The sequence below is a fragment of the Eilatimonas milleporae genome (genome assembly GCF_003688555.1).
Classification (GTDB): domain Bacteria; phylum Pseudomonadota; class Alphaproteobacteria; order Sphingomonadales; family Kordiimonadaceae; genus Eilatimonas; species Eilatimonas milleporae.
The window spans coordinates 331042-346752 of sequence record NZ_REFR01000013.1; the positions used below are offsets into that span (position 1 = coordinate 331042).

Sequence of the window (15711 nt, forward strand, 5' to 3'; positions counted from 1 at the left end):
AAACCCAACACCCCAGGGCGCGACCGCGCCCCGGCCGGTCAGGCCGCCCCAGCGGAGCGGGCCGCGACACGCGGCCCCGGCGTGAGCGCAAAAATCCCAACACCCCCACAAAACCCAGCAATCCCGACACCCCAGGGCACGACCGTGCCCCGGCCGGTCAGGCCGCCCCAGCGGAGCGGGCCGCGACACGCGGCCCTAGCGTGAGCGCAAAAATCCCCTCAAGCCTCCTGATCTTCAGGCCTCCTGGGGCCCCGGCCGGCCGGCCTCGATGATGAAGGTCTTGGAGGTTGTCGCCTCCAGCTCGGGCCGTCTGACGTCGTTGACGATGCGCAGGTCGGTGCGCCAGCTGTCTTTCGTCACGTCGCACAGGGTGTAGCCGCGGTGGCGGCCGTCATAGAGCTTGATGTGCGGGTTGTCGACCATGCTGGCGACATTGGCGTCATGCCAGCCGTTGGGCGAGGTGATGGAGGTGGTGACGAACTCGCTGGCCAGGGTCGGCGAGGCCGGATCGTTGAAATCCTTTTTCACGTCGCAGACATAGGTGGCGTGGACATCGCCGCCGATGATGACCGTATTGGTCAGGCCGCGCGTCTCGATCAGGTCGAGCACGCGCCGGCGCGAGCCGCGATAGCCGTCCCAGTATTCGCTGCCGATCATCTGCCCCTCGCCGACCTGATAGTCGTGCTGGGAAAACAGCATGCCCTGCGCCATCACGGTCCATTTGGCGCCGGCATCGCCCATCCAGCGCAGCCAGCGTTCCTGCCGGGCGCCGAGAATGGTGCGCGCGGGGTCGTCGATATCGGGGCAGTCGACGGAAATGCGCTGAAAACCGCCTTCTTCCGGCGTCTGGCAGGGGTGGTCGCTGCGGTACTGGCGGGTGTCCAGCATGTTGATTTCCATCAGGTCGCCGATCCACAGGCGCTGATACAGCCGCATGTCGGGGCCGTCGGGGCGGGCGGACATGCGCAGGGGCAGATGCTCGTAATAGGCCTTGTAGGCGGCGGCGCGGCGCTTGAGGAAGGTGTCGACCGGCTCGTAATGCTCGTCATGTTCGGCGGCGTAGTCATTGGCGACCTCGTGGTCGTCCCAGGTGAACATCCAGCTGGTGTGGGCATGGGCGGCCTGAAGGTCGCGGTCCAGCTTGTAGGCCGCGTGCAGGCGGCGGTATTCGTCCAGGCCGCGGGCGTCGTCCACCGGCACGCGGCGCACCGGGGCGTTCCAGCTGCTCTCGTAAATATAGTCGCCGAGATGGATGATCAGCTCCACATCTTGGGCGATCATGTCGCGGTAGGCCTTGAAATAGCCGACCTCATACTGCTGGCAGGAGGCAAAGGCGAAGCGGAAGCGGTCCACCGGGCTCATGGCGGCGGGGGCGGTGCGGGCGCGGCCGACCGGGCTGACCTCGTCGCCGGCGAAAAACCGGTACCAGTAGGGGCGGCCGGGGCTCAGGCCCTCGACCTCCACATGGACGGCGTGGGCGTTTTCCGGGTGGGCGACGGCGGCCCCCTTCAGCACCACATTGCGAAAGCGCGGATCGGCGGCGACTTCATAGCCGACGGGCACGGGGTCGCCGCCGACGGCCTCACGGTCGAAGGGGTCGGGCGCCAGCCGCGTCCACAGCACGAAACCACCCGGCAGCGGATCGCCCGAGGCAACGCCAAGGGTGAAGGGATAGCTGATAAAACGCGGCGTGCCGGTGATCCAGGCGGGCGTGGCGAAGGCCGGGCGGGCAATCGCCGCCGCCGCCATGCCGCCGGCCAGCCGCATCAGGCCGCGCCGCGACATTCCTTTTTTGGCGTCAAAGATCCTCGTCATGTCGGGCTCCCCCCCCTGTCTTTCGGCACAAAACGCCCCCTGTCTGCACAAAGCACCCCTTGGCGGCACAAAGGCCACGCGATACGAAACCACGCCCCACCCGGCGGCGCCGGGATTTCAGGGGCCTATCACCTTTGTCATACGGCGCCTGTCTGACAAGCCTGTGACAGTGGCGTCAAGCAGAATGGGTACAGGCCGGGAAACAGAGGCGGGAAACAGAGGCCGGAAACTGTCCGGGTTTGGCGATGCGGCGGTTCGCGGATAGGATCATCCGGCGGATATGATTCGCCCAAAACCCCGGATCGTCCAGAACCTCGGACAGTTCAGAACCTCGGCAGTTCAGAACCTCGGCAGTTCGGAACCTCGGACAGTTCGGAACCCCGGCAGTTCAGCCACACGCAAGGGAGTGCCCCCCATGAGCAACGGCCCCGCCCCCGGTTTCAAGACCCGCCCCGACCACACCGTCACCGTCACGCCTTTCACCGGGCGGGTGCGGGTGTCGGCCGGCGACACCCCGGTCGCCGACACCACGCGGGCGCTCGCGGTGCGCGAGAACGGCTATCCGCCGGTGCTGTACATCCCGCTCGCGGACGTGCGGGCCGGCGTGCTGGCGAAAACCGACCACCACACGCGCTGCCCGTTCAAGGGCACGGCCGACTACTGGTCGGTCACCGCCGGCGACACCGTTCTGGAAAATGCCGTGTGGGGCTACCCCGCGCCCTATGACGAGGTGGCCGCCCTAGCCGGCCATGTGGCCTTTTACAGCGACCGGGTGGACATCCATACCGGGTGACGGACGGCGGGCGGTTGACCAGTGGGCGGTTGGCGGCGGCCCTGCCGCAAGACGGGCGCCGGGTGTCCCAGCCGCCAAACGCCTGTTCATCAGATGCCTATTCACCCTGGCGCGCGTCTTGCGGCAGGGCGCGCACGGCCGTGGCCTGAAGGGCGACGAAGCTGTCGAAACGGTCGCGGGCCTGGGTGTCGCAATAGTCCTTCAGCGTTGTCGTGCCGGCCTCGATGGCGGCCATCTCGCGGGCGGTGGCGAAGCCCTGCTCAAAGGCGAAGACACGCCGCCCCAGCTCGGCGGTGAAGGCGGCCTGCATCCCGCGCGGCAGGGCGTCATAGCGCTCCAGCGCCTCGCCCTCGAACTGCGAGGCCAGGATCACCTCCAGATACTGGCGGGCCAACCTGTCGATGGGCAGGGTGTTGACCTCGACCCGGTGTTTCGGACAGATCGCCAGATAGGCCTTCAGCGCCGCCGCGTCGCGGACATAGGCGTAAAACCGCTGCTGGGTCCGGCGCAGGCCGATCCAGTTGTGGGTGGACAGCGACAACAGCGCCTGCATGACCTCGTCGTCCGAGCGCGCGGCGGCCAGCGCCTGCCCCTTCGTCAGACTGTCGATGGGACGGCGGCCGAAGGGGTCGCGGGCCGGGGGGCGGCCGGGCCCAGATGACGGGTCGGACTGTTGAGAGGGCTGCCGCAGGAGCGTCCCGTCCGGTGATGGCGTCTCACGTGACGGATTTTCCGGGGGCGGGGTTTGTTGTGGCGTGTCCTGTTGCCCCGTATCCTGTGAGCCCGTATCCTGTTCCTGTGGAGCCGTGTCTTCGGCGGCCAGAACCCCGCCGGCCGGCCCCACACCGGCGGCCAGGACCAGCGCGGCCAACACCACAACACCTTTCAAACCGACATTCAACATGACCTCTTCCCCCCCCCCTTTGGATACAAAACCACACGCAGGCGCCTTGCCGCTCTCCACAGATGCGCTTTGCAACTCTCTGACAGACGCGCTTTGCAACTCTCCGACAGACGCGCTTTGCAACTCTCCGACAGACGCGCTTTGCGCGGGCGCCCCGTCTCAGGTCTGTACGGCCCCTTCGCCCGCATGCTAGCGTTTTCATGAGCGGCCTCAATCCCATAGGCAAAAATAATGAACCTGATTTCATCTTTGCGGACATACCGGCAAACGGCCGGCACCGCGCGGCGCCACACGGTGTTCGCGCTCGCGGCCCTGCTGGCTCCGGTCACGGCTTTGGCGGTGGGGGAGACGCACGCCGCCGGCCGGTTCGCACAGCCCCCCGCGACCGGCGGGGGTAACAGCGGGGACAAGCGGGACAGCGGCACGGACGGGCCGCTGCCGCCGTGCCGCCCGGTGACCATCGAGATCACGGGGGATTCCCTTCAGGGCGTGGTGTTTTCCGGCGAACGCCTGACGGTGTCGTCGATCGGCTGCGGGGCCCCTGCCCTCGACGATCTGGTGGTGTTCCGGACCGAGGACGGGCGCTTCGTGGTCAAACAGGTGTGGGGGCGGCCCGGCGACACGCTGCGGGTGGCCGACGACGGCCGGATGTATGTTGACGGGCGCCTGGCCGAAACGCCGTTCGGGCGGCCCTATATCGTGCGGCGCGCGGCCTACCGGCTGATGAAAGGCCATGAGGGACGGCTGGACGGCTATCTCGCCCTCGGCCATCCGGGCAGCGTGGACTCAGCCATGCTGGGCCCCATCGCGCGCGCCGACATCGTCGGCTTCGCCCCGTCGCCGCGCCGCGACGGGGCGGCCAGGACACCCTGAAACCAGCGTCCGGCCCGAACGCCGCATACCCCGGACAGCGGATGCCTCGGACACACCGCAAAAGGGCGCCCCCTTGCGGACATGCCCTTTTGCGGGCGGGTCCAATATTTCGGGTGGAGCGGACTGTCTTGTGGATCAGACTTTCGGGCGGATCGGGCGTCTCAGGCGGGGTCAGTCCTCCCCGACCGCCAGGGCAATCTCGGCCCTGAAGGCAGCGACATCGAAGGCTGCGGACTCGCCGCCGCCGGCCAGATGCCGTTCCACCCTGGTCAGCATGTAGCGCACCAGCTTGCGATAGGCTTTCGGCGGTATGGCATGGACACCCATGCCGTCCAGCACCGCGTCAAGATCGGCGAGAACCCGTGCCACCACGTCCGGCGACAAAGCGCCGCCGAACACAAGGGCATCCTCACGGTCGTGCGGCCCCGGATCGGCCTGAGAAGGGCGGGGTTTGGGAGAGCGGGGTTGGGAAGGATGGGGCGCGGCGGTGAAACCGGGGGCCGGCGGTTCGGCCATGATGCCCGGCTGCGGGCGATCCCCATATGTATAATTCCGATGGGCCTCGCCGGGCTGGTGGAACTGATCGGGCTGATGGAACTGGTCTGGTCGGTGAAACTGGTCTGGCATCGGCGGCCCGCCGTCCCCATGAAGAAACTCCGGCGGCAGCAGCCGTTCCAGCGGCCAGCCCGCCTGCCGGCACAACAGCGCCGCCGCCCACAAGGGAATGGACGACGCCCCGCCCGACCAGTTGGACATGGTGCTGAGCTGCCTGCCCGTCAGCCGGGCCGCCGTCTCGCGGCCGCCAAGCGCCGCGATCAGCGCCTTGGTCTTTTTCGACAGCGCGTGGCGCAGGGACAGAATGGCGGCTTTCCGGTCCGCATCCCCGCCCGCGCCGCGATCCGTATTGGGACCTGTATCCCCGCTGCGATCCCGGTTCCCGTTTCGATTCTCTGGTCGGTTCTCTGGCCGGCTCTCTGGTCGGCTCTCTGGCTCCGGGGTCGCCAGGGCGGTGTCGGTGGCTGTGGCGGTGGCGGTGCCGGCCGGTTTTTCCCCGCGCGTCCGTCCGGTCATGACGACAGCCCCGTCGCGGATACGCCAATCACGCTTCCGCACAGTGTACGGAATATTTTTTTGGTTTTTGCAGTCATTTCAACACCCCTTCGCGCCTTGAGGTTATTTTTTTGGTTGCCATACATCAAAAAAACCGTCACTGTGCCTTCGTCACGTGGTTACATATGTAACCCCTGTGGGCGAAAAAAAAGCCGGGGCCCGATTGCCCCAGAACGACCGATTGTCCCCGGACGACCGATTGCCCGCAGACGACATGGGCGGCGACATGGGCGGCGGCAGGGATACGGACATGGCAGTTCAGTATCTGGCCAGCACCTGACAAATACCTGGGCAAATACCTGACCTGACATCTGGCTAGCATCTGGTCAGTATCTGGCCGGCACCGGTCAGCAGCCCTGACCGTCGCGGCCCTGTCGGGTGTGGTCCCTCGGTCCGATCCGCTTTGCCCGATCTCGCTTTGTCCGATCTCGCTTTGTCCGGCCCCGCTTTCCGGCATCGTTCCTTCGCGGGGCAGTGCAGAACCACGTTTCTTTATGGTACCGCGTTTCCTGATGTCATCGTGTCTCCATCTTTCATGGCGGGCATGGTCCGTCATGTCCATCACATCACGGCCATACCCCCGCGCTTGCCAATGCCCTGCTTGCCGATGCCTTTGCCGCCCGCAGCGGCAGGCGGAACACAGGGCGAACCGTATACACCTGAGCTGCCGCAACGGCGCCTTTTACGCACGCGATGCGATTATATCCATTTTTTTGTTCTTTTGGCAAGACCGACACGGCAACACGGCCGGTCAGGCCGCCCTCGCGGAGGCGATTGCCGAGCAATCCGCCGTGAGCGCAAAAGACAAGCCCGGACGAGGCATCCCAAAGTAATCCCCCCAGGCCGCGACCGCGCCCCGGCCGGTCAGGCCGCCCTCGCGGAGGCGATTGCGCAGCAATCTGTCGTGAGCGCAAAAGACAAGCCCGGACGAGACATCCCAAAGTAATCCCCCCAGGGCGCGACGGCGCCCCGGCCGGTCAGGCCGCCCTCGCGGAGGCGATTGCCTAGCAATCTGTCGTGAGCGCAAAAGACAAGCCCGGCGAGGCATCCCAAAGTAATCTCCCCAGGGCGCGACCGCGCCCCGGCCGGTCAGGCCGCCCTCGCGGAGGCGGTTGCCTAGCAATCTGGCGTGAGCGCAAAAGACAAGCCCGGCGAGGCATCCCAAAGTAATCCCCCCAGGGCGCGACCGCGCCCCGGCCGGTCAGGCCGCCCTCGCGGAGGCGATTGCGCGGCAATCTGGCGTGAGCGCAAAAGGCACCGACACCTTCTCAGATAGGCGCCGTATTCTTGAGGAGATGAAGAGGTGGGGGGTCAGTCCTTGCCGATGGCGAGGGCCACTTCGGGCCGGAAATCCGCCGCCGTGATCGCCGACGGGTCTTCGCCGGCCGACAGGCGTGCCAGCACCCGGTGCTGGACATAGCGCGCCAGGCGCCGGTAGGTGCGCGGTGGCAGGGCGGTGACGCCCATATCGTCCATCAGGGTGTCGAGACCGGTGAGAACCCGCTCGGTCACGTCCTGGCGCACCTCGGCCGGGGGTGGGGTCTTGCCGCCGGTGGCGGTCCCGCCGCCCTGGCCGCGCGCATCTTCGGGCCGGTGATGGAAGTCCGGAAAACCGGTCTCCCTCAGGCCCGAGGTTGAGCCGTCCGTATCCGCACGGTCTGTTCCAAGCGATGAGACGGCGAGCCGGTCCAGCGGCCAGCCCGCTTCCCGGCACAGCAGTATGGCGGCCCATAAGGGGATCGGGGAATGACCGCCGGACCAGTTGGACAGGGTGCTGAGCTGTTTGCCGGTCAGGGCGGAGGCCCGTTCGCGTCCGCCGGCCGCCGCGATCAGGGCTTTTGTCGTCCCGGCCAGGTCCTGGCGCAGGGCACTGACGATGTCGGCTTGCTTTTTCTGGTCTTTCGGTGTGATCATAAGTGCAATAAAAAGAACGATTTTTCGCCTTTTCTGGCTTTTCGCTCTACCCCAGTGATAAAAAATCCGCTTTTATGGTTGAAACAAGACAAAAAAGCGGACATAAATTTCTCCAACGTGCGGTTATATCCGTAACCGCCTGAACGCGAAAAAAGGGGGCGCAGGCCCCAGCCGGAGCAGGTGTGAAGAATGACACGCCCCGATTGGTCATGGCCGCGCGTGAAATACATGCTGAAGATCAGGCGGGACCTGACCCTCAGCGACCTTGCACGCGCCCATGGCCTCAGCCACGCGCTGTTCTCGTCCATCCCGCGCCGGCAGCGACCACGGGCGCAGGCGATCATCGCCGCCGCCCTGGACCGCAAGCCCTGGGATATCTGGCCCAGCCGCTATCACAGGCGGGGCCAGCCGATCCGGGGGTGGAAACCTTTTCCAACGCGGAAATCTAGCAAAGCAAACACGCCGCGTCTCGCGCAAAAGGAGGATTCGTCATGAGCACTCGCCTTTCCCGACAGATACGGCCGCAGCCCCAGCCAAGCCGTTCCACCAAGCGGCCCGACGAGCGGCCAGAAGACCGGCCAGAAGACCGGTCGGCGGGAAACGAACACCAGCCAGAGCGGGGCGGGCATAGGTCAGAGCGGCGCGGGCAGTGGCCAGAACGGAGCGGGCACAGCTCAGAGCAGAGCGAGCACAGGCCAGAGCAGAGCGAAAACCGGGCGCAGCGGAGCGGACACCGGTCGCGGCGGGCGGGAAGCGGCACGGAAGCAGCCGCAGGTCTACCGGACCGGGACGGGGCGCAAGCAACGCCGATCGAAAGGCATTCAGAGCCCCGCCCGGCGCCCTTGCGAGACCCTGAGCGGCCTTCCTTACGGGAAAGAGCGGACAGGAGGGACGAGATGGCCAGGGCGGACTGGGCCAACAGGATGGATGGCGCGGACTGGCATCCGCCGGCCCCGAACCCGGTGGACCGGATGATCGGCCAGCGCCTGCGCACCCTGCGCATTGCCTGCGGGCTGAGCCAGTCGGCGCTGGCCGGGGCGGCGGGCGTGTCCTTTCAGCAGGTGCAGAAATACGAGACAGGCGCCAACAAGATCGCGCCGTCGAAACTGTTGCGTCTGGCGCTGGCACTCGGCATTCAGCCGGCCGATTTTTTCAACGGCCTGGACGACGGCATGAACGCCCTGGAGACGGCAGCGGCGGACCCGAGCGGCGATTGCGCGCGGCTGCTGTATGCCTTCGCCCGCATCCCGGAGCCGCATATCCGCGAAAGTTTCGTCGCCTTCGTCAAGGCCATGGCCGAGCGGGAGGGTGTTTAAGCGGTCCCTCCCGCCGCCCCTCTGGAAGTAACCCCGGATGGATATGCATGGGGGAGACATATGGGGGAAAACACATGAAGGAGTCGCAGATGGAAACCCGGCCGAAACACGGATAGACCCGCAGCGGCAACGCTGGCGGACGCCGGGAAAACGCCGGACACCGACCCTGCCCGCGCAAGCAGTTGAGGGCCGGCAGGCCCGGCCCATGGGCGCGGTTGTCTTGTCTGACCCGTGCGTCTGGCCGTGTGTTTGGCCCTGCATTTGGCCGGGTGTTTGGGTCGGGCGTTTGGCCATATGCCCGGGATGGACGAGGCCGTGTCCCGCGCCCTGGGACACCGAGCCGTCAGGCCATGTGTTTGGGTCAGATCATGGGTTTGGCACGGTGGGGCATCAGGCCATGCGCTTGGGGCGGCCCTTGCTTTTATAGGTGCGGGTGCCGGGCTTGCCGCCGGCGGAGCGGCCCTTTGGGCGGCCCATGGGCCGGCCGGTCGGGCGTTTGGTGGGGTCCTGGAGGCCCAGCTCGCCCTCTTCCAGGCGCTTGATCTCGTCGCGCAGGCGGGCGGCTTCCTCGAATTCGAGATTTTCGGCGGCCTCGCGCATTTTCGTTTGCAGGGCGTCGAGATGGGATTTCAGGTTGGAGCCAACCAGATGTTCGGCATCCTCGCCGATATCGACGGTGACGTAATCGCCGGACGACACATGCGCCAACAGGTCGCCGACCTGTTTTTTCACCGTGCGCGGGGTGATGCCGTGCTCGGCATTGTAGGCGAGCTGCTTGGCGCGGCGGCGCTCGGTCTCGTCGATCGCGGCCTTGAGCGAGCCGGTGATGGTGTCGACATAGAGGACGACGCGGCCGTCGGCGTTGCGGGCGGCGCGGCCGATCGTCTGCACCAGTGAGCGCTCGGAGCGCAGGAAACCCTCCTTGTCGGCGTCGAGAATGGCGACCAGCCCGCATTCGGGGATATCGAGCCCCTCGCGCAGGAGGTTGATGCCGACGAGCACGTCGAAGGTGCCGAGCCTGAGATCGCGGATGATCTCGATCCGTTCCAGCGTGTCGATGTCGGAGTGCATGTAGCGCACGCGCACGCCGTTTTCGTGCAGATATTCGGTCAGATCCTCGGCCATGCGCTTGGTCAGCGTGGTGACGAGGACGCGCAGGCCCTTGGCCGCCATGGCGCGGGCCTCGTTCATCAGGTCGTCGACCTGGGTCTCCACCGGGCGCACGTCGATCAGCGGGTCGGTCAGGCCGGTCGGACGGATCACCTGTTCGACGAAGACGCCGCCGGTGCGCTCCAGCTCCCAGTCGCCGGGCGTGGCCGAGACATAGACGGTCTGCGGGCGCATGGCGTCCCATTCCTCGAACTTCAGCGGGCGGTTGTCGCGGCAGGACGGCAGGCGGAAGCCGAAATCGGCCAGCGTGTCCTTGCGCTTGGCGTCGCCGCGCGACATACCGCCGATCTGGCCGACGGAAACATGGCTTTCATCCACGAACAGGAGGGCATTGTCGGGCAGATATTCAAACAGGGTCGGCGGCGGATCGCCCGGCGCGCGGCCGGTGAGATAGCGGGAGTAGTTTTCGATCCCGGCGCAGGAGCCGGTGGCCTCCATCATTTCCATGTCGAAGGTGGTGCGCTGTTCCAGCCGCTGCGCCTCCAGGAGGCGGCCGTCCTTTTCATACTGGGCGAGGCGGGCTTTCAGTTCCGCCTTGATGCCCTTGACCGCCTGATCCAGCGTCGGACGCGGGGTGACATAGTGGCTGTTGGCGTAGACCTTGACGGAGTCCAGGGTTTTGGTCTTTTCCCCGGTGAGGGGATCGAATTCGACAATCTCCTCGACCTCCTCGCCGAAGAGCATCAGCCGCCAGGCGCGGTCCTCATAGTGGCTGGGGAAAATGTCGACCACATCACCGCGAATGCGGAAGGTGCCGCGCTGAAACGCCTGATCGTTGCGCTTGTACTGCAATGAGACCAGACGCCGCGCCAAAGCCTTCACATCCACCGCGTCGCCGGTTTTGATGCCGAAGGTCATGGCGGTGTAGGTTTCGACCGAGCCGATGCCGTAAATGCAGGACACGGAGGCGACGATGATCACATCGTCCCGTTCCAGCACCGCGCGGGTGGCGGAGTGGCGCATGCGGTCGATCTGTTCGTTGATGGAGGCTTCCTTTTCCACATAGGTGTCGGTGCGCGGAACGTACGCCTCGGGCTGGTAATAATCGTAATAGCTGACGAAATATTCGACGGCATTGTCGGGGAAGAAGGTCTTGAATTCGCCGTACAGCTGCGCCGCCAGCGTCTTGTTGGGGGCAAGGATCAGCGCCGGGCGCTGGGTTTCGGCGATGATTTTCGCCATGGTGAAGGTCTTGCCGGAGCCGGTGACGCCGAGCAGCACCTGATCCCGGTCGCCGCCGACTATACCGGCGCTGAGTTCGCGGATCGCCGCCGGCTGGTCGCCGGCGGGCTGAAACTCGGACACCAGGCCGAGGGCGATGCCGCCTTCGGATTTTTCCGGGCGGTCGGGACGGTGGGGCACGAAAGGCAGGGGGGCATCAGACGTCATCGGCAGGGTCCGCAGTGGTCCTTGAAGGAATTGAAGGGCGGTTAAAGTGCCCCTTTACGCCCCGGCCTTCAAGAGGGGGCTTGGGGCCCCCTGACAGACCCCTGACAGAGACTGGCGGATAGTGGCAGACACTGGCAGACACTGGCAGACACTGGCAGACACTGGCAGACACTGGCAGACACTGGCAGATCCCCGCACGGTCCGGCGTCGCCGGGAAAAGGCGCCCCCCGCACTCGGGCTTGAGAGGACAAAGGCGCCGGCGCGTCACAGTCCGCCGGCAAGGCGGTCCGCGCGCCGGCGGAGGCCGCGCCCTATTGCCCGGTTCGAACGGGACCGATCCCAAGGTTTGGGCTTTGGGTCTGATCCTGGGGTTTGATCTTTGGATTTGATCACTGGGATTGATTTCGGTCAAAGCCCCTGGAGGCCGCGCCACCTATTGAGGCAGCATGGAATCGCTTGAACATCTGACCATCATCTGGCTGGGCGTGCTGGTGGCCGCCTTTGCCGCGCGCAAAACACGGCTGACGCCGGTCTTGTACTATCTGGCCGCAGGCGCCGTGATGGTCAATCTGGGCTTTCTGCCCGCCGAGCCGGACCCGTTTATCCGCGGGTTTTCGGAAATCGGCATCATCCTGATCATGTTCGCGCTGGGGTTCGAGGAAAACACCAGCCATTTCCTGACCAGTGTCAAACGCACCTGGGGCATCGCCTTTTTCGGCGGGCTGGCACCGTTTCTCACGGCTTACGCCGTGGCCGACATGTTCTGGGGCGACGCAAAGGTTTCGCTGATGGTGGGGCTGGCGATGACGGCAACCGCCGTATCGCTGACCATGGTGTCGCTGAAAAGCGAAGGGCTGTCCCGCTCCAAGGCGGCGACGGGCATCATGACATCCGCCGTGCTGGACGACATCGCCTCGCTGGCGCTGGTGGCCATTCTGGTGCCCATCGCCACCGGCGGTGCCAGTGCCGACATTGCCAGCATCGGCCTGATCCTGGGCAAGGTGGTGCTGTTCTTCGTTATTGTGGTGATCCTTGCCGCGTGGATCCTGCCGGGCGACTCCGCCATGCTGCAACGCTATGTCCCCTTTCTGCGCCGTTTCGGCTTCCGCCGTCTGCTGGCCTTCGCGGAAGGGGAAATGGCGGTGCTGGTCCTGTTCCTGTTTGCCATGGCGGTCGGCATCGTCGCCCATCTGGAAGGGTTTCACCCCGCCGTCGGGGCCTATATGGCGGGCCTGATCATCAAGGAGGAATATTTCGACAGCGACAGCGACGAGGATGTGGCGAAGCGCGAGGCGGCCTACGAATCAACAAAGCGTATCGTCGAGAATGTGGCCTTTACCTGGATCGGGCCGGTCTTCTTCGTCGAGCTGGGAACGAAAATCCTGTTCGATGTGGATCTGTTCGTCTCGGTCATTCCGCAGGTGCTGACCATGACCGGCGCGCTGTTCGTGGCGCAGATCGTCTCGGCCAGTCTGGCGGCGCGCTATACCGGCGGCTTTTCATCCGCCGAAAGCCTGATGATCGGCTTCGGCATGCTGGGCCGGGCGGAACTGTGTTTCGTGGTGCTGGATATCGCCTATGTGCAGAACAACATCCTGACAGAGACGGCCTTTTACACGCTGATGCTGACCGCCTTCATGCTGAATGTGGCGGTGCCGGTGACAATCCGGCTGTGGAAGCCGTATTTCGTCCGCGCCGTGGGCGCGCAAGAGAATGCAGGCGGCAACACCGGCAATACCATGGCCAAGAGCGCCGATACCGTCTGACCCGGCGCCCGTATGCCGCAGGCATGGTCATAGCCCACGGCCCGCCCATCATACCGCCAAGGCACAGCCCTGATTTTAATGGCTTTGCCTCTTGCCCGGCGGGTGGGGGCGTGCCTATTCTGCGCTGCCAAACGGGCCATGCCGACCGACACCGGCCCGTATCCCGCCGCCATGTTCAGGAGCCATAGCCATGTCCTTTCTTGCCGACAGCCTGTCCCGGATCAAGCCATCGCCCACCATGGCGGTGACGGCCAAGGCGGCCGAGTTGCGCGCGGCCGGCAAGGACGTGATCGGCTTGGGCGCGGGCGAGCCCGATTTCGACACCCCGGACCATATCAAGGAAGCGGCGATCAAGGCCATCCGGGCGGGCGAGACCAAATACACCAAGGTGGACGGCACGCCGGCCGTGAAAGCCGCCGTGATCGAAAAATTCGCACGGGAAAACGGCCTGACCTTCACACCGGACCAGATCACCGTGAATTCCGGCGGCAAGCACACCATCTACAATGCCATGATGGCGACCCTGAACCCCGGCGACGAGGTGATCGTGCCGGCGCCTTACTGGGTGTCCTACCCCGATATCGTGCTGCTGGCGGGCGGTACGCCGGTGATCGTCGAGGCCGGCATCGACACCGGTTTCAAGATGACGCCGGACGCCCTGGACGCCGCCATCACGCCGAAGACGAAATGGCTGATCTTCAACAGCCCGTCCAATCCGACTGGCGCGGCCTACACGGAGGATGAGGTCAAGGCCCTTGGCGCGGTGCTGGAAAAACACCCCCATGTCTGGGTGTTCGCCGACGATATTTACGAGCATGTCATCTATGAGGGGTTCACCTTCAAGACCATGGCCGAGGCGGTGCCGGCGATCGCCAAGCGGGTTCTGACCATGAACGGCGTGGCCAAGGCCTATGCCATGACGGGCTGGCGGATCGGGTATGCGGGCGGCGACGCCGCGCTGATCAAGGCCATGGCCAAGGTGCAGTCGCAGTCCACATCCAACCCCTGTTCGATCAGCCAGGCCGCGACGGTCGCCGCGCTGACCGGCCCACAGGATTTTCTGGCCGAGCGCGCCGCGGTGTTTCAGGGCCGCCGCGATCTGGTGGTGGATATGCTGAACGCGGCGGAGGGCATCACCTGCCCCACCCCGGAAGGCGCGTTTTACGTCTACCCCAGTGTGGCGGGCTGTGTGGGCAAAACAACGCCGGGCGGCACGCGGATCGCCAGCGATCTGGATTTCGTCACCTATCTTCTGGAGGATTTCGGCGTGGCGGCCGTGCACGGCGAGGCCTTCGGCCTGAGCCCGCATTTCCGCGTGTCCTACGCCACATCGACGCAAGCCCTGACCGAAGCCTGCACCCGCATTCAGGAGGCCTGCGCCAAACTGCGGTAGGCCAAACCACGGCAGGAAGGCCGACGGTCATATGACACCCGAAACGTGAAAACCGTAACACTTTCTAAACGGATAGGATGTCATAAAACACACGTTTAAGTACGCAATGCTTTGGGTGTGAACACGTGTTAAGCGCCATTTCCGCCGTCAGGCCGCCGAAAATCCTTGCCCGCATTCTTGTGGCCACAGCCGTGTTGTGCGCGCCCGCACAGGCCGATCCCGCCGGCGACAAAACACTGCTGCTGCTAACCAACCCGGATTCTCCGCCTTACGTCGAAAAAGAGGCGGATGGGCGCCTGGGCGGTCTGTTCACGGACCTTGTCAGCGCCAGCTTGGCGGCCGGGGGCGTTTCCTTTGAAATTCATGCCATGCCGTGGAAACGGATTTACCGTGAACTGGCCGCAGGCAATGCGGACGGCAGTTTTGCCTGGGCGGGCAACCCGCGCCATCATGACAGATTCATTGTCTCGCGCCCTTTTTACCACAACAGCTGGTCCATGTTCACCTGGCGGACCGATATCGACACATTCGGCGATCTGAAGCGCCTGCCAAGCCTGCCGGAGGAGGACGCACCGCTTCTGTGCCTGCCACACGGGTGGACCATGCCCGACTGGCTTGACAGGCTGATGGTCACGGGCCGGATCAGCCGGGCGACGCCAAACGATATCACCCATTGTTTTCAACTGCTGGCCAGAGGGCGTGTCGCCTTTGCCTTCGGCCCCGATATCCTGACCCATAATGAGATCGACAAGGCGCTGGCGACCCTTGACCCCTGGACACGCCCGGACTTGCGGGAATTGCCCATGGAAGACGCGGCGGTCTCGGGTACGATGCATGTACTGTTCGCCAAGAGCCCGGATAAAAGCGGTGTGCGGTACCGCGATGCCTTTGACCGGGGGCTTGCCGCCATTATCGCCGACGGCACCTATGAAGCGCTGGTCCGCAAGCGCATTGCCGGCCTGCCCGCACGGACACAGTCGGACGTGCTGCGCCGGCTGGCGGCCGAGGGATTCGTATCCGCGCCATCCGGACACAGCATGGCTGCCACGCCCTGACCGTTACGACCTGACCGTTACGCCCTGACTGTCCCGACAAGGCCGAATCCCGTGAAAGCCGACATTCCCTGAAGATATCAAGGTGCCATTTCGCATGGACATCCGGAAGGCACCAGTCCTAGGTTGTGGGCTCATAATTTCTGAGCCAAAGGCGTGTTGAAGCGATTGCGATTGCGGCGAGGAAATTTCTTGCGAGCTTGTCGAAGCGGGTTG

The 15711-nt window shown here is 65.1% G+C and carries 13 protein-coding genes; 8 read left to right on the top strand and 5 right to left on the bottom strand.

The genetic code is table 11. The annotated features are described in order from the left end of the window. Positions 1-234: 234 nt before the first annotated feature. Positions 235-1815, bottom strand: coding sequence for an alkaline phosphatase D family protein (locus BXY39_RS14565; protein WP_121939598.1), 1581 nt, complete (start codon positions 1813-1815; stop codon positions 235-237). Positions 1816-2230: 415 nt separating this feature from the next. Here BXY39_RS14565 and BXY39_RS14570 point away from each other — a divergent pair, with 415 nt between their 5' ends. After that, positions 2231-2608: a DUF427 domain-containing protein gene (locus BXY39_RS14570; RefSeq protein WP_121939599.1), complete on the top strand. Its 378-nt coding sequence runs from the start codon at positions 2231-2233 to the stop codon at positions 2606-2608. 97 nt (positions 2609-2705) lie between these two features. Here the strand turns inward: BXY39_RS14570 and BXY39_RS14575 are convergent, their stop codons facing one another. Further along, entirely contained in the window at positions 2706-3512 is an 807-nt protein-coding gene (locus BXY39_RS14575; RefSeq protein WP_121939600.1) for a hypothetical protein, read from the bottom strand. Between the two features lie 231 nt (positions 3513-3743). On the opposite strand from BXY39_RS14575, the gene BXY39_RS14580 reads away from it, so the two are divergent. Next, entirely contained in the window at positions 3744-4385 is a 642-nt protein-coding gene (locus BXY39_RS14580; RefSeq protein ID WP_121939601.1) for a S26 family signal peptidase, read from the top strand. A 171-nt stretch (positions 4386-4556) separates the two neighbouring features. On the opposite strand, the gene BXY39_RS14585 is transcribed toward BXY39_RS14580, so the two are convergent. After that, complete coding sequence (locus tag BXY39_RS14585; RefSeq protein WP_147453595.1) at positions 4557-5456, bottom strand: hypothetical protein; 900 nt, start codon at positions 5454-5456, stop codon at positions 4557-4559. 175 nt (positions 5457-5631) lie between these two features. On the opposite strand from BXY39_RS14585, the gene BXY39_RS19380 reads away from it, so the two are divergent. Next, entirely contained in the window at positions 5632-5775 is a 144-nt protein-coding gene (locus BXY39_RS19380) for a hypothetical protein (RefSeq protein ID WP_170163863.1), read from the top strand. Between the two features lie 1031 nt (positions 5776-6806). On the opposite strand, the gene BXY39_RS14590 is transcribed toward BXY39_RS19380, so the two are convergent. Then, complete coding sequence (locus BXY39_RS14590; RefSeq protein WP_121939603.1) at positions 6807-7409, bottom strand: hypothetical protein; 603 nt, start codon at positions 7407-7409, stop codon at positions 6807-6809. Between the two features lie 189 nt (positions 7410-7598). Between BXY39_RS14590 and BXY39_RS14595 the strand changes: the two genes are divergently transcribed. Continuing rightward, the gene (locus BXY39_RS14595) at positions 7599-7904 is read left to right on the top strand and encodes a helix-turn-helix domain-containing protein (RefSeq protein WP_121939604.1); all 306 of its coding nucleotides are present in this window, start codon (positions 7599-7601) and stop codon (positions 7902-7904) included. A 401-nt stretch (positions 7905-8305) separates the two neighbouring features. Further along, a complete protein-coding gene (locus BXY39_RS19385) occupies positions 8306-8725 on the top strand; it encodes a helix-turn-helix domain-containing protein (RefSeq protein ID WP_170163864.1) in 420 nt (139 codons plus the stop codon). Positions 8726-9115: 390 nt separating this feature from the next. Here the strand turns inward: BXY39_RS19385 and uvrB are convergent, their stop codons facing one another. Further along, positions 9116-11284 (bottom strand): excinuclease ABC subunit UvrB, encoded by a 2169-nt coding sequence (gene uvrB, locus BXY39_RS14605; protein WP_121939606.1) that lies wholly within the window; start codon positions 11282-11284, stop codon positions 9116-9118. 446 nt (positions 11285-11730) lie between these two features. Between uvrB and BXY39_RS14610 the strand changes: the two genes are divergently transcribed. The 3 genes from BXY39_RS14610 to BXY39_RS14620 all read left to right on the top strand — a co-directional run bounded on the left by BXY39_RS14610 (position 11731) and on the right by BXY39_RS14620 (position 15498). Beyond that, entirely contained in the window at positions 11731-13050 is a 1320-nt protein-coding gene (locus BXY39_RS14610) for a cation:proton antiporter (RefSeq protein ID WP_121939607.1), read from the top strand. Between the two features lie 190 nt (positions 13051-13240). After that, a complete protein-coding gene (locus BXY39_RS14615) occupies positions 13241-14443 on the top strand; it encodes a pyridoxal phosphate-dependent aminotransferase (protein ID WP_121939608.1) in 1203 nt (400 codons plus the stop codon). Positions 14444-14568: 125 nt separating this feature from the next. Further along, positions 14569-15498, top strand: a complete 930-nt coding sequence (locus BXY39_RS14620; RefSeq protein ID WP_121939609.1) for a substrate-binding periplasmic protein — start codon at positions 14569-14571, stop codon at positions 15496-15498. Positions 15499-15711: the final 213 nt, after the last annotated feature.